This is a genomic window from uncultured Desulfobulbus sp. (assembly GCF_963662935.2).
GTDB lineage: Bacteria > Desulfobacterota > Desulfobulbia > Desulfobulbales > Desulfobulbaceae > Desulfobulbus.
The window spans coordinates 1,332,029-1,353,422 of sequence record NZ_CAXXTL010000002.1; the positions used below are offsets into that span (position 1 = coordinate 1,332,029).

The window sequence follows — 21,394 nt, forward strand, 5'->3', positions numbered from 1 at the left end:
AACCTCCAATTGCTCTGCAAGGTTTATATCGCGGGCATGGCCCGCTCCTACGGTCCCAGCGTGGGTAGGAGCGGGCCATGCCCGCGAAAAGACGTTACCCCCCGCACTACAGGGCACCCATTACATCCTCCCATCCGCCCATCCGTCATTCCGGCAGGCTGTGAGCCAGCTCCTCGCGCATGCTTGGCGGAAAATGGATGTCAAGGTCCTCGACCGGGAGCTTGCCGGAAATCAGGCGAGGGAGGAGCAGGTCGCGGTTTTGGATGAGGTTAACATTTGACTGACGCAGGTTTTCTGCCTGTTGGTGTAATGGCTCTATAATACAATCAAATTCCTTCTGGAGATTTGGCTCGGGGACAAATACGGGAAGGCCATTGAGATGATTGCGATTGAGAGTTGGAACACCGGCACCCGAGTTAAACCCCTCAAGCCCCATATTTTTCAGCATATAGAATGTTAAATACGCTGAATTTCCCAAGAAATCGAGAACATAAAGAGTGGTGTTGAGAGGCCATGCCCGCGAGTGAGTCATCAGAACTTGACCTAAACTGCCAGAGCGACCAGTTGTTATGACAGGCGGTTCAGCTTTGAAAAGTTTGTGAAATGTCTTTATCGAGGTCGAGGCGATAACCGGGTATTGGCCTGGTTCGACTAAGGCGTCTGGCAGATCGTAGCCACGTTTCAACATGCAAAACTCACCAAACCTCTTTTGCGGCCAACCTTCCGGCACCCCCTTGACGAACTTGGTGTTTTGGTAACCGGGGAAGCGCATGCGCACGAACCATTCGCGGTAGAGTTCCTCGGCCATCGTTTCCAGCAGGGCAATGCGGCGCTTGTTGGTCTCGATCAGGTCGTCGTAGGCGATCAGGATCGCGGCGATTTTGCGCTGGGTGGGCAGCGGTGCTATCGGAATTGGGAGTGTCTCTGCGTCAGGCACTCGAAGGTGAGCAACGGTTGAACCAGATCCTTTCGCTTGAATTACCGCCTGAACATAGGGGCCAACCATCTGATAAAAGAGATAATTTTGATCTACTTTTTCAGGATTGACGCGATACAGCATTGTTCTTTGCCCCAGGAACAATTTGCCGTCAGAACGTAATAGACCGACTTCGCCGAGAGGTGCTTCTCTGGAAAGAATTATATCGTTCTTTTTCAGTCGAGCGCGGCGAGTCCATTTATTGAAAACAGCCTCTTCCACAAATCGATTATTAATAACGTCAATACGACCATTACGGATGTTTGTGGTTCGGATCATTCGGAATCCTGTATCATGTTCGACAACAGGTGCGGTTTTGTTGATACAGTCCAATATTTCCGAGCAAACGATATTTGCCCCCAAAATCTCCCAATTTTCTGGAAAAATTTTCATTTAATCACCTGAAATTTTGGCGATATTGGTGGCAATGACGCTAGCAATAGACGTCGCTTGAGCATTGGCCTCCATCAGTTCATCATTTAATCGCGTAATTTCAGCTACAAACTCCTCCTCCGTCTTCCCATCCTCCTCAATCACTACACCCACATAGCGGCCCGGGTTGAGCGAATAATCCTGCTCCCGCACTTCTTCCAAACCAGCCAGTTTGCACAGACCGGTGACGTCCTCGTAGCGGGCCTCGGGAAAGCGCTCCTGCAGCCAGCCGATGTGGCCAAAACTGCTTTCCGCCTGCTTGACCTCGACATGGAGGGCCTCCAGTCCGCTCTTCAACTGCTTGGTGGCGCGGTCAGCGTTCTGGCGCTTGCCACCCTTGCCGCCCGCCTTGGCCAGCGCCGCCAACTCCTTCTCATGCTGGCGCACCACCTTGTCGATCTGCTTGAGACAGCCGTGCAGGGCGGCAAAGAAGGGAGTGAAGGCGGCGCGGAACTGGTGCTGGGCCTGGTTCTTCTCCTCCACTGTGCGTAAGCCCTGGCTTGCCTCTTGGTAGCCGCCATAGGCCCAGCGCAGATCCGCCAGCCCCTGCCAGGCCGCGACCAGACCAGCCACCGCCGCCTTGCCGGGGCCGTCGTCGAGCACTTCCAGCAGTTGCGCCGAGACCGGCTTGACCAGGGCGCTGTTGCTCTCCAGCCGCTCCATGCCCACCTTGAAATAGCCGTCGATCAGGGCGAGGAACTCAACGCTGCGGCCTTTATGCAGGCGGCTGATGATAGCGATGTTTTGCACCTGCTCCTCGGAAAACTCGCGGTGGGCGCGGTCGATCTGGGTGAAGATGTTGCGGGCGTCGATGAAGAGAATGCGTGCATCACTTTTGGCCTTGTCGAAAAACCAGAGGGTGGCCGGCAGGGTGACGGTGTAGAACATGTTCGACGGCAGGGTGAGCATGCTGGAGATCAGGTTCTGCTCGATCAGGGTCTGGCGGATGTCGGCCTCGGAATGGCGGGCGTCGGAGGCGGAGTTGGCCATGACCAGGCCGGCGCGGCCGGTGTCGTTGAGCGAGCTGGCAAAAAGGTTGATCCACAGGTAGTTGGCGTTGGGCACCGTCTCCTTGCCCTGGTCGGATTTCTTGAGCTTGGTTTTATTGCGCGGGATGCCGTAGGTGGTGAAGCGGCGGTCCTTTTCCACCGTGGAGAGCCCAACCTCGTCGACGTTGAAGGGCGGATTGGCCAACACATAGTCAAAGCGGCCAAAGGAATCGAAGTGGTCGTCGTAGTAGCTGATCCCCTGGCGGATGTCGCCGCGCAGGCCGTTGACCGCCAGGTTCATCCGCGCCAGCTTGACCGTCTCGCTGCGTTTCTCCTGGCCGTAGACAAAGACGCTGGTGTCCTTGCCCTGCTGCTCGAGTTCGGCGCGGTGGGCGGCGATGAACCCGGCGGATTGCACGAACATGCCGCCCGAGCCGCAGGCAGGGTCGAACACCGTGCCGCCGTGAGGCTCGATGATCTCGACCATCAGCCGCACCACCGAGCGCGGGGTGAAGAACTCGCCGCCGCCCTGGCCTTCGGAGAGGGCGAACTTGCCGAGGAAGTATTCGTAGATCTGGCCGAAGATGTCGCCGTCGGCGTCGTCGGGGATGTTGTCGAACTGGCGCAGCAGGTCAAAGGGCAGGTGTTTGGTGTCCTGGGTGCGGGTGAGGCGGTAATACTCGTCCTTGGGCAGGCTGCCGGCCAGCTCCGGCTTGTAGCGCTCGATGTCGGTCATTGCCGTTTCGATGGCCTTGGCGATGTCCTGATCTTCCGGGAGGTTGAGCAGGGCGCTGTAGCGGGCGTGGCCGGGCAGGTAAAAACCGCACTGGGCCATGGCGATCTCATGGAGCGGCTTTTCCCGGCGAGTGCCCTTTAGGTTGTCAAACTCGGCCTGGATGGCCTGTTCGTAGCGGCGGTAGTTGATGTCAGCAAATTTGAGAAATATCAGACAGAGCACCGGGGTGCCGTATTCGCTGGCGCTGAGGTCGGAGTTGGCGCGGAGGTTGTCGGCCGCCGCCCAGAGGTCGTTTTCGAGTTATTTGAGTTGGTCGCTGTTCACGTAAAAATCGCCAGGCACTTAAAAATATTCATATTTATCTGGAAAAATAGAGCCATCAGGCTCATACATTTTTTTTGCTAGAGAGGCAATCACTTTGATAACACGGGATTATCCAGAGCGCCAGAACAACCCCGCGAATTTCTTCGCAGAGTTTTCGGGCCGACTTGCCGGATCTGACAAAAGGGCAGATCGATATTGACAGGATCGGTATTTTTTTTTAGCGTCCTTTGACCATTTCATCAATCCACCGACAAAGCCAATGCAGATCGACGCCACCAATCTTGCCATCATCAACCACCTCAAAGACGGCCGGGCCTCGTTTAAGAAAATCGCCGAGGAGTTGTCCCTGGCCGAGGGCACGGTGCGCTCGCGGGTGAAAAAACTCACCGACGAGGGTGTGCTCTCGATCAGCGGTCTGGTCAATCCCGAGGCCCTGCCCGATCAGCAGATCGTCATGGTCGGGGTGCGGGTCAAGGGCATGGATCTGGTCACCAAGGGCGAGGAGTTCAGCCGGCTGCGCAGTGTCATCTCGGTGTGCGTGGTCACCGGCCAGTTCGACCTGATCGTCACCGCCATGCTCAGCAAGGATTTCGGCCTGCTCGAATTTTTCACCCAGGAAGTGGCCACCATCGACAACGTGCGTTCCGTCGAGACCTTTGTGGTCTATAAAAGTTTCAACCTCAAGGTGCCCCTGACCGGTCAATTGGCGGCGGCGACCGTTGAGGACAACGGATAATCAAGGAGCCAACCATGGACACCACCATCAAAACCACCCGGCTGCACGCCTGGCATGTGGGCCAAAACGCCAACATGGCGGCCTTCGGCGGCTATGAGATGCCGCTCTGGTATCCGAGCGGCGCCAAGGCCGAGCATCTGGCGGTGCTCACCGGCGCCGGGCTGTTCGACACCAGCCACATGGCGGTGCTCAGCCTCCATGGGCCCAAAGTGCGGGACCTGCTGCAGCGCTTGTTTTCCAAGGACCTGGAGCGGTGTATCGGCCCCAAGAAAGGACCGCTGGTCGCCGGCCGCTGCGTCTACGGGGTGTTTCTCGACCAGAACGGCGGGGTGATCGACGATGCCATAGTCTACCAGTGCGCCGCAACTGACTACATGATCGTGGTCAACGCCTCCATGGGCGGACCGATTGCCGCGCACCTGCGGCAGGAGCAGGCCGGACAGCCCGGAGCGGTGATCAACGACCATACGGACAAGGTCGGCAAGATGGATCTCCAGGGACCGGCGGCGGCCAGGATTCTCGGCCGAGTCCTTAAAGACCCGGCGACGGTTTTCGAGCGGATGGTCTACTTTTCCTTCAAGGGTTCGTTTAATCCGCAGCTCATGCCCGCCGAACCGGTGACCCTGCTCGACGGTACGCCGCTGATGGTGTCGCGCACCGGCTATACCGGTGAATTCGGCTTCGAGCTATTTATCGCTCCCGAGCATATCGACAAACTGTGGAACCAACTGCTTGCAGCCGGGCAACCGGAAGGCATTCTCTCCTGCGGCCTGGCCGCGCGTGACTCGCTGCGCGCCGGAGCCGGATTGCCGCTGTCCCATCAGGACATCGGCCCCTGGATGTTTGCCTGCAACCCCTGGCTCTTTGTCCTGCCCTGGAATGAGGAAGGCGCCGCCTTCACCAAGGACTTCACCGGCGCCCCTGCCCTGCTGGCCGCAACCAACCCGCCTTGCACCTTGGCCTACGCCGGTTTTGACCCGCGCAAGATCACCATCAGCGACCAGAGCCGGGTCATTGATCTGGAAGGCAAGGTGCTGGGCACCATCCTCACCTGCACCACGGATATGGCCATCGACCGGGTCGGCACCGCCATCATCAGTATCGCGACCCCGGTCGAGGCTGGCCGTCCCGAACCCTTTACCCCGCGCGGCCTCTGCTGCGGCTTGGTCCGGGTGGACCGGATGTTGGCCGCCGGTACCGAGGTGGTGCTCACCGACGGCAAACGCAAACTCAAGGTCGAAATCCGTGACCAGATCCGGCCGGACCGAACCGCCCGCAAACCCATGCACAGCATGCTGTAAACCCACCTTAGCAAGGAGAAGCACCATGAAAGAACTCGAAGAACTGCACCTGCCGGATGATATCCGTTACACCGATGAGCATGAATGGGCACGGATCACCGGCGATACGGTGCGCATCGGGGTCAGCGACTATGCCCAGGATCAGTTGGGCGACATCGTTTTTGTCGAACTGCCGGCCATCGGCGACAGCTTTGCCAAGGGGAACGAATTCGGCACCCTGGAGTCGGTCAAGGCGGTGTCCGAACTGTACATGCCGATGTCCGGGGAGGTGGTCGCCGTCAATACGGCCCTGACCGATTCGCCCGAACTGATCAACCAGAAGCCCTACGAGGCCTGGATTATCGAAATCAAACCTTCAGACCGCAGCGAATACGAGCAGTTGTTTGCGGCTGCGGCCTACCTCGATCTCCTCAAAGGATAAGCCTATGCGCTACCTGCCTCATACCCCCGAAGAAATCGACGCCATGCTCGCGGCCATTGGTGCGTCGAGCCTGGACAGCCTGTTCGAGCCGGTGCCCGCCGACTGCCGAATGACCGGCACCTGGGATCTGCCTGCTGCCAAGAGCGAATGGGAACTCAACGACCACCTGCGCCATCTGGCCGCTGCCATGCGGGTGGACGAGCACACCAAGGTCCTGGTGGGCGCCGGCAGCTACCAGCATCATATCCCGGAAACCGTGCGCAGCCTCGCCAGCCGTTCGGAATTCCTCACCGCCTACACTCCCTATCAGCCGGAGATGGCCCAGGGAACCCTGCAGGGCATCTTCGAGTATCAGACCCTGACCGCCCGTCTGCTCGGCGTGGATGTGGTCAACGCCTCGATGTATGACGGCGCCTCCGCCCTGGCCGAGGCCCTGCTCATGGGATTGCGGATTGCCAAAAAGAAAAAGCGCGTGGCGGTGGCCAAGGCGATCCATCCCCACTACCGCGCCGTGGTCCGGGCCTATCTACAGCCTGCGGGTTACGAGGTGGTGGAACTGGATTTCCTGGCCAGCGGCCGCACCGATCTGAGCGGCCTGGCCAAGCTGGACGACATCGCCGCCGTGGCCCTGCAATCGCCCAACTTCTTCGGTGTGATCGAGGACCTGGAGGCGGCCGCAGCCACCATCCACGGGGCAGGGATGCTGTTCGTCACCTGCTTTACCGAGCCGCTGGCCTACGGGTTGCTGAAAAATCCCGGTTCCTGCGGGGCGGACATTGTCTGCGGCGAGGGCCAGAGCTTCGGCATTGCCCCCTCCTTTGGCGGACCGGGATTGGGCATGTTCGGCTGCAAGGAACCCTTTACCCGCAACCTGCCGGGACGGCTGGTCGGCGAGACCAAGGACCTTGAGGGGAGGCGCGGCTATGTCTTGACGCTCGCTACCCGCGAACAGCACATCCGGCGGGAAAAAGCGACCTCCAACATCTGTTCCAACCAGGGCATCTGCGCCATGACCGCTGGTATGTATATGGCCTCCTTGGGCGGTACCGGCATCCGTCAGCTGGCCCGCCTTAATTACGACAAGACCCAACATCTCAAGGAGACACTGCGCAAAGCCGGGGCCAAGGTGGTCTTCGACGGACCGGTGTTCAATGAATTTGTGGTCGAGTTCCCCACGGATTTTCAGCTGGCCTACGAACGGTTGCTGGCCAAAAACATCGTTGCCGGCCTGGAGCTGGGCGCACTCTACCCTAAGATGGCCGGCTGCCACCTCTTCTGCGTCACCGAAACGATCGACAAACAGACCATGGACACCATTGCTGCGGAGGTGGGAGCATGAGCGACATATTAGGAACAGGCGGGCTGATTCTCAACGAGCCCCTGCTCTGGCACAAGGGCAAGAAAGGCCGGATCGGCATGTCGATCCAGGCAAGCGATGTCCCTTCCGCCGCGATCGACGCGCACCTGCTGGGGGATGCGGTCAATTTTCCGGATTTGAGCGAGGTGGACGTGGTTCGCCACTATACCCGGCTGTCGCAATGGAATTTCGGGGTGGACAGTGGCATGTACCCGCTCGGGTCCTGCACCATGAAGTACAACCCCAAGACCAATGAGCGCCAAGCCGCCACCCCGGCGATTGCCAACGCCCATCCGATGCTGGCCGACCGCCTCTGTCAGGGAACTTTGCGATTGCTGTACGAGTTGCAGCAGTATCTGGCAACCATCACCGGCCTGGATGCTGTCTCCCTGCAACCCGCAGCCGGGGCGCACGGCGAGCTGACCGGCATGCTCATCTTTCATGCCTGGCACCGCAGCCGGGGTTCCCAGCGCCATAAAATCCTCATCCCGGACACGGCCCACGGCACCAACCCTGCCTCCGCCGCCCTCTGCGGTTTTAAATCCGTGCCGGTCAAATCCGACGATCAGGGCATGCTCGACCCGGCCCTAGTGGCCTCGCTCATGGACGAGGACACCGCCGGCATCATGCTGACCAACCCGAACACCTTGGGTCTGTTCGAGGAGCGGATTCGCGAAATCGCCGCCGTCGTCCATGCCAAGGGCGGCTTGGTCTATGGCGACGGCGCCAATATGAACGCGGTGCTCGGAGTGATCGACGCCAAGCGCTGCGGCATCGACGTGCTGCATCTCAACCTGCACAAGACCTTCTCCACCCCGCACGGCGGCGGCGGTCCTGGTGCCGGTCCGGTCTGCGTCACCCGCGAACTCGAACCCTTCCTGCCCGTGCCTAGGGTGGTCAAGGAGGGAGACGTCTTCCGTCTGGACAGCGACCGGCCGCAGTCCGTCGGCCGTGTCCATGCCTTCCATGGCAACTTCGGCGTGCTCGTGCGGGCCTACAGCTATATCCTCAGCATGGGCGAGGCGGGCCTCAAAAAAGCCAGCCAACTGGCGGTGCTCAACGCCAACTACATCAAGGAACAGCTGAAGGATGTGCTCCACCTGCCCTATGACCGGCCCTGCATGCACGAGTGTGTGTTCTCCGACCTCAAGCAGCAGGAGTACAAGATCAGCACGGTCGACATGGCCAAGCGACTGATCGATTACGGTTACCATCCGCCGACCATCTACTTTCCGCTGATCGTCCACGGGGCGATGATGATCGAACCCACCGAAACCGAGTGCAAGGACGATATCGACCAGTTCATCGCCACCCTGAAAATCATCACCAAGGAAGCGGTGGAACAACCCGAACTGCTCCGCCAGGCACCGCAGCGGACCAAGGTGCGGCGGCTCGACGAGGTGCAGGCGGCCCGGTGCCCCTGCCTGATCGGCCCATCTGGAGACTGAGCGATTTCTCTTCCAGGTGTTGAAGATGACCAACACAACCGCCGCCTTCTGCGACCTCGGCCTAGCTGCCTACCCGGCTGTGCATGCCCTGCAGGTGGTGTTGGCGGCGCGGCGGCTGGGGACCCTGGCCACCGATTTGTTCCTGTCTGTCGAGCACCCGCCGGTCTTCACCTTGGGCCGGCGGGGCAACCGGGAACATCTGGGAGTGAGTGAGACCTTCCTGCGGGAGCGCACCATTGCCGTGGTGCCCATTGAGCGGGGCGGCGAGATCACATATCACGGGCCCGGACAATTGGTGCTTTACCCGATCATCAACCTGCGCCAGGCCCGCCTGGGCGTGAGCGACTATGTCTACCTCTTGGAGGACCTAATGCTGCGTCTCACCGCCGACTTCGGCGTCCAGGCAAGCCGCGACGCCCGCAATCACGGCATCTGGGTGGGCAACAGCAAATTGGGCAGCATCGGCATTGCCATCCGCCACGGTATTACCTTCCATGGGTTGGCCCTGAATGTCGATCTCGACCTGGAACCCTTCTCCTGGATCAATCCCTGCGGACTGCGGGATGTCGGCATGACCTCCCTGTTCCAGGAAGGTGCGACCAACTGCACCATGGACCGGGTCAAGGCGCGATTGCAGCACCTTCTGACCGAGGTCTTCGGTGTGGAACTGCACATCCTTTCCCCGGCAAACCTGACCGCCTATCTCCCCCCTTCCGCCCCGCAGCCATGACCACCGAACCCACCAAAGGCAAACCCCGCTGGCTGCGGCGCAGGTTGCCCACCGGCCCCGAGTATGAACGCATCCGCCATCTGATCAAGGATCAGTGTCTGGCCACGGTCTGCCAGGAGGCCATGTGCCCCAATCAGTTCGAATGCTTCGGCAAGGGCACGGCCACCTTCATGATCCTGGGCGACCGGTGCAGCCGCAACTGCCGCTTCTGCGCCGTCGGCCACGGACCCCAGGGCCCGCCCGACCCGGAAGAACCCGGGCGTGTTGCCGAGGCGGTCCGCTCCATGGGACTCGGCTACTGCGTCCTTACCTCGGTCACCCGCGACGACCTGGCCGACGGCGGGGCCGGACATTTCGCCGCTACCATCCGGGCTATACGGGCGAAAAATCCGCAGATCCTGATAGAGGTGCTGATTCCTGACTTCCAGGGTGATTTCGAGGCATTGGCCACGGTCCTTGCCGCCGGTCCGGATGTGCTCAACCATAACCTCGAAACCGTGGCACGGCTCTACCCGGCCGTCCGCCCCGAGGCCGACTATCGGCGTAGCCTGGAACTCCTCAAGAGGAGCAAGGCCATCGCCCCCGACAGGGTGACGAAATGCGGCATTATGGTCGGGCTGGGGGAAACAGTAAAAGAACTCACCGGCCTTTTTACTGATCTGCGCCAAACCGGCTGCGACATTCTCACCATCGGCCAGTATCTCCAACCCTCGCGAGGCCACCTGGAGGTGGTCCGCTTTCTCCCTCCGGAAGAATTCACTGTCCTCGAACAACAGGCTCTGGCCCTGGGATTCGGCGCCGTGGCTGCAGCCCCCTTTGTCCGCAGCTCCTATCAGGCAGAACCTCTGTATCGGCGGGTTACAGGGACAACTGGTCCCTGATTATTGCCCCGGCGACCGCACTCTCTCCACTCCATGTGCTTATCACTCCGTCAATCCGTCGAGTCCTGTTGACACAAACTGGAGAATGAATCATTATAGGCCATCGTACATTCGCAGCCTCGGCTTTTGCTGCACGCACGGGCCAATGCCGTTCCGAGTCAGACCAACCACCGGTACCTCATGCTCAACAGAAAGAATAAAGCGCTCCAATTCGGCCAATTCCTTGCTCTTGTCGCCAGCTTGCTGATCGCGGCCCAGATCGGGTATACCCTGTACCAGGGGTCGCCTTTATGCCTGAACGGTGGTTGTAAAGTGGTGGAAAAGTTGACCAGGGTTTCTCCTCTGGTCTTCAACGTGGTGGGATTTTTCTTTTTTCAGGTGGTCTATTGGGGGCTGTATGTAGCGCGCGGTGAGATGCGCCGCTTGCCGCGTTTCATCAAGTCGCTGCTCCTGGCAGCGCTTGCGGTCGAAGCGGTGCTGATCGGTTTTCAATATCTGGTGGCGCAGGCCTTCTGCGTCTACTGTCTGGGTATCCTCGCTTTTATCATCCTGCTCAACCTCCTGCTCGGATGGAGACAAATCGTGCCCGGTGCCCTGGTGTTCGCGGCTGCGATACTGGCCTTTGCCAGTCTGGATCTCAACCACAACGCCCCCGGCGAGCAGGCCTTCACCGCCGGTGTCTTTGCCAGCCGGCCGGGATTGCTCAAGCAACCTGAAAATTATCTCTTCTATTCCTCAACCTGCGCCCATTGCGAAAAAGTGATTGCTGCTTTAAAAACCAATGCCCGGGCCACGATCAACTTTAACCCCATCGATACGATCACAAGCATCGACCTGCCCAAGACCACCCTCAACGCTTCCTATTCACCGGCTTTGAACAAAGCCCTGCTGGCCTCGCTGGGGATTGACGAGATCCCTGTCCTGATGACCAGAACCGCAGACGGATGGTCGATTCGCCGCGGGGAAACCGCCATCCTCGCTCATCTGAGCCTGCCAGCGCGAACCACAGGCCCGTCCGGTTATTCAGCCCCACCGGCCACCCAAGCAGGCATCCCCGGACTTGACGGCAGTGAGGGTTGCCAGGTTTCCACCGATTGCGCCAGCGACGCCTCCGGCCAATCGACCGGCCGCTGAGTCCACGCTCCCCACCACTCTCGGCTCAGGCGGCTGCCAAAGCCTGATCCAGATCCCAAAATAGATCCTCGGCATCCTCCAGGCCCACACTCAAGCGAACCATATCCGGCGTCACCCCGGCACCCCGCATCTCCTCGTCACTCAGCTGGCTGTGGGTGGTGCTGGCCGGATGGATAGCCAGGCTTTTGGCGTCGCCGACATTGGCCACATGGCTAAAGAGCTTCAAGCTGTCGATGAACCGCTGCCCAGCCGCACGTCCGCCCTTGACGCCGAAAGTAAGGATAGCGCCCGCGCCTTCGGGCAGATAGCGCTGTGCCCGCTCAAAGCTGGGATGACCGGCCAAGCCGGGATAGGACACCCAGGCCACCTGCCTATGCTCCTGGAGAAATTCGGCCACTCTGAGCGCATTGCTGACATGGCGTTGCATGCGCAGACTGAGGGTCTCGATCCCCTGTACGGTCAGCCAACTGTTGAAGGGCGAGGCGGAAACGCCCAGATCCCGCAGCATCTGCACCCGTGCTTTCAAGATGAAAGCCGGCGGTCCTAAGCTGCTGTACACCAGACCGTGGTAGGAGGGGTCGGGGTCGGTAAAGTTGGCAAACCGGCCGGAGCTCCAATCAAAATTGCCCGCATCCACGAGGACGCCGCCCAGGCAGGTGCCGTGACCGTTGAGAAATTTGGTGGTGCTGTGGCTGACGATGTTGGCCCCCCATTCGATCGGCCGGCAGAGGTAGGGTGTGGCCAGGGTGTTGTCGATCACCAGAGGCAGCCGGTGGGCCTTGGCAATGCCGGCGACCTCAGCAAAGGGAAAAACAATCAGGCCGGGGTTCCCCAGGGTCTCACCATAAATGAGTTTGGTGGTGGGCCGGATGGCGCGAAGAAAGGAGTCCGGATCGGCGGGGTCGGCAAAGGTGACCTCGATCCCCAGCCGTGGCAGTGTATAGCGCAACTGGGTGTAGGTGCCGCCATACAGACTGTTGCTGGACACGATGTGGTCGCCAGCGCCACACAGCGTGAGAAAGGCCAGGGTCTGAGCGCCATGACCGCTGCTGGCGGCCAGTCCGGCAAGACCACCTTCCAGATCGGCCACCCGCTGTTCCAGTACATCAGTGGTCGGGTTCATGATCCGCGTATAAATATTGCCGAATTCTTTGAGGGCAAAGAGGTTGGCGGCATGCTCGGAATTTTTAAAAAGGTAGGAGGTTGTCTGATACAGGGGCACAGCCCTGCTGCCGGTGGCCGGGTCAACGGTTTGTCCGGCGTGGAGCTGGCGGGTGGTAAACCCAAGCCGGCGGTTTTGCTCTGTCATCGTGCAGCCTCCTCAAAAAGGGTCCTGGGGAAAATATCCTTCCGCATGCATCTGTTGAGAAGTACCCTGGTCCCCATCAATGGGATAGCACCATGGAGTCTCTCATTCGATTGCATTGTTAATTTAACACGATTAGGTGACACTGCAATCTCTGGCGTGAACGGATTGAGAATTCTACGGAAGGGCGGGGCTCACCATTGGTCCGCATTCAACAGTAGGCAGGTGAACCGGCAAGAACCGAGATTAACATTCTTGGTGCTTCTCAATCCCGGTGCGGAAGAAAGCGCAACGGCTCGGCGATGTTTCTTACTCCGGACAGCAAACGACCCGATTGCGGCCAGAGTCTTTGGCAAGATAAAGCGCTTTATCGGCCAGTTGCAACAGATCCGAACCTGTCTCCGGTTGGTGGGCGTGCAGGGAGGCGACCCCAATGCTCACGGTTACCGACCATTGGCGCCCCTGATCGCTGAACGTATAGGCCTCGACCAGGGTACGGATCTTCTCGGCAACAAACCCGGCGTGACCGAGAGCAGTATTGGGGAGAGCAATGACAAATTCCTCGCCACCGAAACGGGCAGCCAGATCGCCAAAGCGAACATTTTTCTTCACCAACGCACCAATTGTTTGCAACACATAGTCCCCAAAGCCGTGGCCGCAGGTATCGTTCACCTTCTTGAAATGATCGAGATCAAAAAAAAGGCAGCTGATGTCACCTCTGGAACGCTGCGCCCGGGCGAACATCTCCTCAAAGGCATCCTGGAAATAACGCTTGTTGCGCAGACCGGTCAAGCCGTCGTTGACAGCCTTCTCGTAGAGATTCTTATTCATTTCCTCCAGGTGGCGCATGTGGCGGCGCAGCTGGAGGTGGACCTGGACCCTGGCCAGCAGCTCCTCGGCGATGAAGGGCTTCATCAGATAATCACTGGCCCCGGCCCGGAACATCTGCAAGACCGCATGGGTGTCGCCGGTGCCGCTGAGGGAGAGCATAGGTAGATGCTCGGCCTCGGGGAACTGGCGGGTAAGGTGGATAAATTCGTCGCCGCGCATGACCGGCATATCGAAATCGACAATGACCATATCGACCTGAACAAGATTTTCCTTGATCAATTCAAAGGCCTGCCGTCCGTTTTCCGCCTCGATGACACGCAAACCGATGCGTTCCAAACAGGCACCGACCATCCGGCGCAGCCCTTGGTTATCATCCACCACTAGCGCGGTCATGCCGGTAAAAGTGGATTGCGGGCGCAGCACCTTGTTGACAGCGGCGGCGATATCGCCCCGAACGAAGGGTTTGGAAATGAATTCTAGGCTGCCAAGATGAAACCCGCGGCTTCGGTTGTCAAAGGTATCGTTCGCGGAAACAAAGAGCACGGGAATCCGGGCTCCTGTGTTGCCGAACTGCCCTTGTTCCTCCATTTCCCGCAGTTGCTGACAGCAGGCAAACCCATCCATCCTCGGCATGTCAATGTCCAGGGTGATCAGGTCCGGCGGTTTCTGCATCCAACGCAACGAAGAGATGGCCTCCAAGCCGTCACTGAAGGGGATGACACTATAACCGGCCACTTCCAGTTCCTTTTTAATGACGGTCCGCATGGTTGCACTGTCGTCCACCACAACCACCGTTTGCTGACCCGGCGTTTCCCTTTTCTGTTTTTTTAAATCGCTCAATGGATTCACCTTCATGGCTGCGGCACTGCCCGCCCCTTCCCCATCTGGGGGATCAGTTCGAAAACAACTTCATCAAAATGATTGTATGAAAAAGTACCCTGCCTCAAAAGCAAAATATACCCAACAGCCTCTTTTCTCCCTCAAATCCATGATCAGCGGTGCAGCGAGTGGCAGATTTGCTGTAATTAGTTTGACGGATAACCGGCCGCTTTTTACAATGCATGCGCGTCATGATCACTATCCCTGACGACTGTTGGAAACATGGCGGATTCAAACGCCCCCTGCCTCCACCACGGTGATCGGGCAGGGTACGAAAGGAGAGGAACATGCTGTCTTTTACCTTAGCAAGTGGAGATCGTCTCCCGGCCCTTGGTCTCGGCACCTGGAAATCGGCGCCCGGTGCCGTCTATGCGGCGGTCAAAGAGGCCCTGGCCATCGGCTATCGCCATATCGACTGCGCCCCAGCCTACCAGAATGAACCCGAGGTGGGCAAGGCGGTGGCGGAAGCCATCGATTCCGGAATGGTGGCCCGTACCGACCTCTGGCTGACCTCGAAGCTGTGGAACGACGCCCACGCGCCGGAACAGGTGCAACCGGCCCTGCAAAAAACGCTGGCTGATCTGCGGGTTGACTTCCTCGACCTCTATCTCATCCATTGGCCGGTGGTGTTCAAGCCCGGCGTCATGTTCCCCCGGCGCGGCGAGGACTATATCTCTCTGGACGCCCTCCCGATCAGCCTGACGTGGAAGGCGCTGGAGGACTGTGTGGCCCAGGGGCTGGTACGCAACATCGGGGTCTGCAATTTCAGCGTCCGCAAACTCGACACCTTGTGCCGTCAGGCCGCGATCCGCCCGGCGATGAACCAGATCGAGCTGCATCCGTATCTGCAGCAGGGGGCGATGCTCGAATTCTGCCGTGAAAACGGGATCCAGGTCACGGCCTATTCACCGCTTGGCTCGGGAGACCGGCCGGCGGGCATGAAAAAAAGCGGCGAGCCCACCCTGCTCGACAATCCGGTGATTCAACGGGTGGCGGCCAAGCACGGGGTTACGCCTGCCCAGGTGTTGCTTGCCTGGGGGCTCAGCCGCAAGACCGTGGTCATTCCCAAATCGGTCAATCCGGAACGGATGCGACAGAACCTGGCCGCCGCCCAATTGGGACTCGATGCGCAGGACGTGGCGGATATCGCGACGCTCGACCGGGGGTATCGTTTCGTCGACGGCTCTTTTTTCGCGGGACCGGGGTCACCCTATACCCTCGAACAGCTGTGGGACGAATGAAACCCGTTCCGCACCTTCCATGATTGTCATCGAGCATCTTGCCGCCGAGGGGTTGCGGATCGACCATTTTGCCGCCCTGCCCGGTGAGGCCTGGTGCCTGATCGGCGGCATCGCCTCCGGCATAGAACGGTTCTGCGATGTCCTTGCCGGCGAAGCAACCGAGGTACGAGCCGAACGCCTGCAGTTGCCTCCGAACCTCGGCCTGCTCTCGTTCAAGCGGCAGCAGTCGATTTTCGAAGCCGAACTGCGCAAGGATGACACCGACTTTCTCGACCGGATCGATCCCGGCACCCCGGCCCGGGATTTCCTCACCGATATTGAGCGCCACCATCACCTGATCGACCTCTTTTCCCTGACCGGGCTGCTGGATCGGGGCTACCGCCAGCTGAGCTCCGGCCAGGCACGCAAACTGTGCCTGCTGCAGCAGATCACCCGAGGTGTCGCCTTTTTAGTGCTAGAAAATCCCTACGAGGGGCTCGACCTGGCCAGTTGCCAGGATTTGGACCGGGTAATGGCAGAGCTCCGCGAGCAGGGTCTGGGAATCCTCCTCCTAGTCAACAATACCGGCGACATTCCCCCTTGGTGCACCCACCTCGGGGCTTTCAAGGACGGAACCATAGTTGCCCAGGGTGCGCGGCCCGCAGTGCTGGCAGAGATCACAACCTTGCTGGCCCACCAACCGCCGCTTTTTCGGGTTGCGGTCGAAGAATTGCGGCAGGAGCGGCAAACAGTCAGCACCAATACAATCGGCGACACCCTTGTCCGCCTGCGCCAGGGCTTTGCCCGTTACGGCGAAGTTTCGGTCTTCAGCAACCTCGATCTCACGATCAACCGAGGCGACCACACCCTGATCACCGGCCCCAACGGCTGCGGCAAATCCACCCTGCTGCAGCTGATCACCGGCGACCACCCGCTCTGCTACGCGAACGATCTCACCCTCTTTGGCAGACGTCGGGGCAGCGGTGAGTCGATTTGGGACCTGAAACGGCAGATGGGTATCGTCAGTGCTGATCTGCACCGTAACCACCGTGTGGCCGGCAGCGCCCTGGCAATCGTGCTTTCCGGGTTGTTTGACTCAATTGGCCTCTACACCCGGCCAAGCGCAGCACAGCAGCAGTTGGCCCGCCGCTGGCTGCAACGGCTCGGCCTCGGTGACCGGGCCGAACGAGCCTTCCGCCAGCTCAGTTATGGCGAGCAGCGGCTGATTCTCCTGGCACGGGCCCTGATCAAGGTGCCGCGCCTCCTCATTCTCGATGAGCCGACCCAGGGTCTGGATGAAGCCAACCGGGTGGCCCTGCTCGATTTTCTCAGCGAAATCGCTGAAGAAGAGCTGGCCACCATCCTCTTTGTCAGCCATCGCCCGGATGAGTTCCGCGATTTTTTCAGCCAACAGGTCCGTTTTTCCTGAATAAAACAGAGCCGTCCCCACAGCAGAGAACGAGGGCGAGCCATCGTAAAACCTGCACAATCAGCGCCTCCATTTCGTTTGACACCCGGACGGTGATTCCGTATAAGGCAAAAGGTATCCGCTCCGTAACCGGAGCGATCAACAGGATGAAACGGATTGTCTCGCAAGCTGATCAACGAAAAGAGCGCTGCGCAGAGTACCAAATCGCTTGCCCGCGTGCAGGCCTGCCTGGGAATGAGGTTGGTACAATTCACCTGGAAACCAGGCACGCGAAGGAGCGGAGCGCTCCGGTATGCGATGCGGCCCGTGGAAATAGAGTGGGGCAAAATCCTCAGGCTCTTGTAGTGACAGAGCACCATCCTTATCGTTGAACCGTTTATCGCTGTGCTCAGCGCAGACAAATCGACAATCTCTTTGCCTCCTTCCTCCGAATAACCGTCATGGGCAAAGTGATCCCCCCGCAAGCTCGACGAAGCGCTGCCGGCAGCCGATGCCATCGGCGGGTGAGTGGGCAAAATGTTTGGTCGGCCGGAATTCTTGCAGGTGGAGCGGGACAAGACGGAAGGGATCGAACGGAACCCGCAGCTGATGACCAAGGTTTAACCGGCCATTTACCTAAAAGAACTTTTCAATAACAGGAGAAAAAAATGATACTGTCCTACCGTGATTATCAGCCGCAGGTCGGCAAGGGCGGCTGGGTAGCTCCCAGCGCCACCCTGATTGGCGACGCGATCCTGGGCGAGGATGTGTCCCTCTGGTTCGGTGTCATTGTGCGGGGCGATGTCCACCGCATCCGCATTGGAGCGCGCACCAACATCCAAGATCTCTCCCTGCTCCACATCACCCAGCACGAAGGAGCAGAACGGGATGATGGGGACGGGCATCCCACCCTCATTGGCTGTGACGTCACCGTTGGCCATCGGGCCATTCTCCACGGCTGTACCGTGGGCGATCTTTGCCTGATTGGGATGGGGGCGATTATCCTGGACGGCGCAGTTATCGGTAGGGAATCGATTGTTGGCGCTGGGTCGGTGGTCACACCGGGCAAACAGTTCCCCCCGCGCTCCCTGATTATGGGCACACCGGCCAAGGTGGTCAAGGAGGTCAGCGAGGTCCAGTTGCAAGAAATGCAGGCGTCCTGGCGGCGCTATGTGGCCCTGAAAAACGAATACCATCAAGCCAAGGTGGGCGATTGCTTTTAGAGTCCCCCCTCCGCCCTGACCGCAACCTGACGTATCAGACGGTCAAAACCGAGTTGGCCTCGCCGTATTCATTGGGGGCATAGCCGTCGGCATCGGTATCGTTGACCCAGACACCGCCGTCGAGCACATAGCGAAAACGGTAAGACTGACCGGCAGGAAGAGAAAGGATGGCGGAAAAGCTGCCGTCCTTCAGTTTTTTCATCGGGGTCTCACGCAGGGACCAACCGTTGAATTCTCCGGCCAGGACAGCGGTTTCGGCTTGTTCCTCGTTCTCGTATTTGAAGGTGACACGGCAAACTGAACCGGTTTTGGAATAACTTTTTTTCAGCATTAGGGTCTCCTTGCTTGTTCAGGGCGGAAATGCACAAATCTAGGGGCAACGCGACAATAACGTTTAAATTGTAAAACAGCCGACTCAGGGGGGCAAGCACTATCTTGAATCAAAACACTCCGTGAACAACAGCTGAAGAAGCTGACGGGGAAGAGAGAGACCGGCCATGCCGACGGCATCTCACCTGCCCATCGGGGCACACAAGACTATTTCCGTCATTCTGTTGGCTTCACTTTCCATGATGGCGCAACCTTTTCATTGCGCACACGGTTTTTTCTCTTTTCTTTGTACAGCCGAACTGCATTCCCGCAACCCTTTTTCATTCAATACGCTCATGACCGATACCCCCAAGACCGCCAACCGCGGCCCCCGCATTCCTGAGTTGCTGGCCCCGGCGGGCAGTTTCGAAAAATTGGCGACTGCCATTCATTATGGCGCCGACGCCGTCTACCTGGGCGGCAAAGAGTTCAGCCTCCGGGCCAGGGCCGCCAATTTCGACGAGGAAGGGCTCCGGCAGGCAGTCCACTATGCCCACAACCATGGGGTCAAGGTCTATGTCACGGTCAACATTTTTGCCCACAACCACGATCTGAATCGTCTGGAATCCTATCTCTATCTCCTGCGGGACACCGGCGCCGACGGACTCATTGTCAGCGACCCCGGCATCCTCGCCATGGCTCGGCAACTTGTCCCTGATCTGTCCCTGCACCTCTCCACCCAGGCCAACGTCACCAATTGGGCCAGCGCCCGTTTTTGGGCCGAACAGGGCATCAGCCGCCTCAATCTCGCCCGTGAATTGGGACTGGAGGAGATCAGGGCCATACGGGCGGCAACCGGAATCGAACTGGAGGCTTTTGTACACGGCGCCTTGTGCATCTCCTATTCCGGGCGATGCATGCTGAGCAACTATTTCACCGGCCGCAACGCCAATCAAGGCGATTGCGCCCATCCTTGCCGCTATTCCTACGCCTTGGTGGAGGAAAAACGGCCCGGCCAATACTTCCCGGTCGAAGAGGATGACCGCGGCACCTACATCTTCAACTCCCGCGATCTCTGCCTGCTCAACCAACTGCCGGCATTGATCGATGCCGGCGTCGACTCCATCAAAATCGAAGGGCGGATGAAATCGGCGGGCTACGTGGGGGCCGTGGTTCGCCTCTACCGGCTGGCCCTTGACTGGATTGAACACCAACTATTTTCTGGAGAACCTGCAGTTAGCCTCGTTCTGCCCGAAGCTTTTCATAAGGAATTGAGTAAGATCGGTACCCGTGGTCAGACAGAAAACTTTTTTAGTACCAGGCCTTCATCCGATGACATGCTTTATGATAGAATGCGGCTAGAACAAAGTTATGTTCCGGTTGGCATTGTCCGCGCCGTCGCACCGTTGCTGATCGAGACACGATATGCCATTACCCTTGGCGACAAAGTGGAATACCTGGGCCGTACGATTGAACCAACCACGGTGACAATCATTGAAATGCACCTGGAAGACGGCACGCCGGTGCATCGTGCAAATCCGAACTCCAGGATACTCCTGCGGACTGAGCCGCCACTGGTCGCCGTTGAAACGCAATCGCTTTTGCGAAAACATATAGAGTCATCATGAAACCCTATCTCAATGTTCCCTTTCTCCCGGAGGACAGGTATGTCGATTTTCTGATGCAGTGTACTGCTGACCTGGACAGTGTCCATTTCAGCCTGCTGCATAGCCGGGCCCTCGACAGCCGCATCCGGATTGAACCGCCCACGGCCCAGGAAAAGATCATCTCCGGCCTCGAACGATTGCAGGGGCCCAAAAAATACGCCCTGCTCAACAGCCGCTTCTACACCCCGGAACTGCTCACCGATCACAACAGCATCAAACCAATCATCCACACCTTGGAGCATTACCTGCATCGCGGGGTGCTCGACGGCATTGTCTATTGTGACCATTATCTCCTTCAGGTTCTCGCCGATGAGGCCCCGGACATTGCCGCACAACTGGAAGCGGTCCCCAGCGTCAACACCATGCTGGACTCCTGCCACAAGATCGAGGCCCAACTGACCTACATCGGGGAAACCGGCTTCAAAATGCCGGGCAAGATCATCCTCGATCGCTCTCTCAACCGCAACCTTGATGAGCTGGCCAAAATCAGCTTGCAGATGCATCAAAACTTTCCTGGCCTTAGAATGGAGGCGCTGGCTAACGAGGGCTGCCTGCCTTACTGCCCCTTCAAACTCTCCCACGATTCGTACATCGCCCTGGCCAATATCGGCGGCCAGGATCAAACCCACGTCATCAATTGCGATATTGGCTGCATGCGGCTCTTGGATGAACACCCGTACCGCTTGCTGCAATCCCCTTTTATCCGGCCCGAGGATATCGATCTGTATCTGTATCATGTGGATACGATCAAACTCTGCGGTCGTACTTTGGGAACCGATTTTTTAATCAACGCCATCACCGCCTACCGTGCCCGGCGATACGACGGCAACCTGCTCGACCTGATGGACGCCATGTCCTGGCTGGCGGACAGCCTGTACGTCGACAACAGCCTACTGTCGTTCGATTTCGCCAACATGCTCTCCCAATGCGACACCCGTTGCGACCGCTGCGGCTTCTGCAAGGAACTGTTCGAATCCATTGCCCATCCGCTGCCCATGGTCATCAGGGATCAGCGAGCGACTGCCGATTGACAGGGTGGGCAGCCGTGGGTAAGGTTGCCGTACTTCCTCCCGCTGGTCATCGGCT

The 21,394-nt window shown here is 58.9% G+C and carries 17 protein-coding genes and 1 pseudogene; 13 read left to right on the forward strand and 5 right to left on the reverse strand.

Annotated features, from left to right (window positions below):
• Nucleotides 1–145 precede the first annotated feature (145 nt).
• Nucleotides 146–1,369: a restriction endonuclease subunit S gene (locus tag ACHZCX_RS10145; RefSeq protein ID WP_319587123.1), complete on the reverse strand. Its 1,224-nt coding sequence runs from the start codon at nt 1,367–1,369 to the stop codon at nt 146–148.
• Nucleotides 1,370–3,457 (reverse strand): annotated as a pseudogene (locus ACHZCX_RS10150) (N-6 DNA methylase). It abuts the gene before it with no gap.
• Nucleotides 3,458–3,716: 259 nt separating this feature from the next.
• On the opposite strand from ACHZCX_RS10150, the gene ACHZCX_RS10155 reads away from it, so the two are divergent.
• The 8 genes from ACHZCX_RS10155 to ACHZCX_RS10190 all read left to right on the forward strand — a co-directional run bounded on the left by ACHZCX_RS10155 (nt 3,717) and on the right by ACHZCX_RS10190 (nt 11,465).
• The gene (locus ACHZCX_RS10155) at nt 3,717–4,193 is read left to right on the forward strand and encodes an Lrp/AsnC family transcriptional regulator (protein WP_319587124.1); all 477 of its coding nucleotides are present in this window, start codon (nt 3,717–3,719) and stop codon (nt 4,191–4,193) included.
• A gap of 14 nt (nt 4,194–4,207) precedes the next feature.
• The gene (locus ACHZCX_RS10160) at nt 4,208–5,494 is read left to right on the forward strand and encodes an aminomethyltransferase family protein (protein ID WP_319587125.1); all 1,287 of its coding nucleotides are present in this window, start codon (nt 4,208–4,210) and stop codon (nt 5,492–5,494) included.
• 25 nt (nt 5,495–5,519) lie between these two features.
• Nucleotides 5,520–5,915 (forward strand): glycine cleavage system protein GcvH, encoded by a 396-nt coding sequence (gcvH, locus tag ACHZCX_RS10165; protein WP_319587126.1) that lies wholly within the window; start codon nt 5,520–5,522, stop codon nt 5,913–5,915.
• A 4-nt stretch (nt 5,916–5,919) separates the two neighbouring features.
• A complete protein-coding gene (gene gcvPA, locus ACHZCX_RS10170) occupies nt 5,920–7,254 on the forward strand; it encodes an aminomethyl-transferring glycine dehydrogenase subunit GcvPA (RefSeq protein ID WP_319587127.1) in 1,335 nt (444 codons plus the stop codon).
• Nucleotides 7,251–8,720 (forward strand): aminomethyl-transferring glycine dehydrogenase subunit GcvPB, encoded by a 1,470-nt coding sequence (gene gcvPB, locus ACHZCX_RS10175; RefSeq protein ID WP_319587128.1) that lies wholly within the window; start codon nt 7,251–7,253, stop codon nt 8,718–8,720. The genes gcvPA and gcvPB overlap by 4 nt, the downstream gene beginning before the upstream one ends.
• Before the next feature lie 25 nt (nt 8,721–8,745).
• The gene (gene lipB / locus ACHZCX_RS10180) at nt 8,746–9,450 is read left to right on the forward strand and encodes a lipoyl(octanoyl) transferase LipB (protein WP_319587129.1); all 705 of its coding nucleotides are present in this window, start codon (nt 8,746–8,748) and stop codon (nt 9,448–9,450) included.
• Nucleotides 9,447–10,331 (forward strand): lipoyl synthase, encoded by an 885-nt coding sequence (gene lipA / locus ACHZCX_RS10185; RefSeq protein ID WP_319587130.1) that lies wholly within the window; start codon nt 9,447–9,449, stop codon nt 10,329–10,331. Before lipB ends, lipA begins: the two co-directional genes overlap by 4 nt.
• Before the next feature lie 126 nt (nt 10,332–10,457).
• A complete protein-coding gene (locus ACHZCX_RS10190; protein WP_319587131.1) occupies nt 10,458–11,465 on the forward strand; it encodes a hypothetical protein in 1,008 nt (335 codons plus the stop codon).
• Nucleotides 11,466–11,490: 25 nt separating this feature from the next.
• Here the strand turns inward: ACHZCX_RS10190 and ACHZCX_RS10195 are convergent, their stop codons facing one another.
• Together ACHZCX_RS10195 and ACHZCX_RS10200 are read right to left on the reverse strand one after the other, a co-directional pair.
• Entirely contained in the window at nt 11,491–12,774 is a 1,284-nt protein-coding gene (locus ACHZCX_RS10195; RefSeq protein WP_319587132.1) for an O-acetylhomoserine aminocarboxypropyltransferase/cysteine synthase family protein, read from the reverse strand.
• 306 nt (nt 12,775–13,080) lie between these two features.
• Nucleotides 13,081–14,442, reverse strand: coding sequence for a diguanylate cyclase (locus ACHZCX_RS10200; protein WP_319587133.1), 1,362 nt, complete (start codon nt 14,440–14,442; stop codon nt 13,081–13,083).
• A 326-nt stretch (nt 14,443–14,768) separates the two neighbouring features.
• On the opposite strand from ACHZCX_RS10200, the gene ACHZCX_RS10205 reads away from it, so the two are divergent.
• The 3 genes from ACHZCX_RS10205 (at nt 14,769) to ACHZCX_RS10215 (ending at nt 18,332) form a co-directional block, all read left to right on the forward strand.
• Complete coding sequence (locus ACHZCX_RS10205; protein WP_319587134.1) at nt 14,769–15,722, forward strand: aldo/keto reductase; 954 nt, start codon at nt 14,769–14,771, stop codon at nt 15,720–15,722.
• Between the two features lie 19 nt (nt 15,723–15,741).
• A complete protein-coding gene (locus ACHZCX_RS10210; RefSeq protein WP_319587135.1) occupies nt 15,742–17,130 on the forward strand; it encodes an ATP-binding cassette domain-containing protein in 1,389 nt (462 codons plus the stop codon).
• Between the two features lie 647 nt (nt 17,131–17,777).
• Complete coding sequence (locus ACHZCX_RS10215; protein ID WP_319587136.1) at nt 17,778–18,332, forward strand: gamma carbonic anhydrase family protein; 555 nt, start codon at nt 17,778–17,780, stop codon at nt 18,330–18,332.
• A 34-nt stretch (nt 18,333–18,366) separates the two neighbouring features.
• Here the strand turns inward: ACHZCX_RS10215 and ACHZCX_RS10220 are convergent, their stop codons facing one another.
• Nucleotides 18,367–18,663 (reverse strand): isoamylase early set domain-containing protein, encoded by a 297-nt coding sequence (locus ACHZCX_RS10220; protein ID WP_319587137.1) that lies wholly within the window; start codon nt 18,661–18,663, stop codon nt 18,367–18,369.
• A gap of 166 nt (nt 18,664–18,829) precedes the next feature.
• Here ACHZCX_RS10220 and ACHZCX_RS10225 point away from each other — a divergent pair, with 166 nt between their 5' ends.
• Both ACHZCX_RS10225 and ACHZCX_RS10230 read left to right on the forward strand, forming a co-directional pair.
• On the forward strand, nt 18,830–20,269 hold the full coding sequence (locus ACHZCX_RS10225; protein WP_319587138.1) for a U32 family peptidase C-terminal domain-containing protein: 1,440 nt from the start codon (nt 18,830–18,832) through the stop codon (nt 20,267–20,269).
• The gene (locus ACHZCX_RS10230; RefSeq protein WP_319587139.1) at nt 20,266–21,339 is read left to right on the forward strand and encodes a hypothetical protein; all 1,074 of its coding nucleotides are present in this window, start codon (nt 20,266–20,268) and stop codon (nt 21,337–21,339) included. The genes ACHZCX_RS10225 and ACHZCX_RS10230 overlap by 4 nt, the downstream gene beginning before the upstream one ends.
• Nucleotides 21,340–21,394 lie beyond the last annotated feature (55 nt).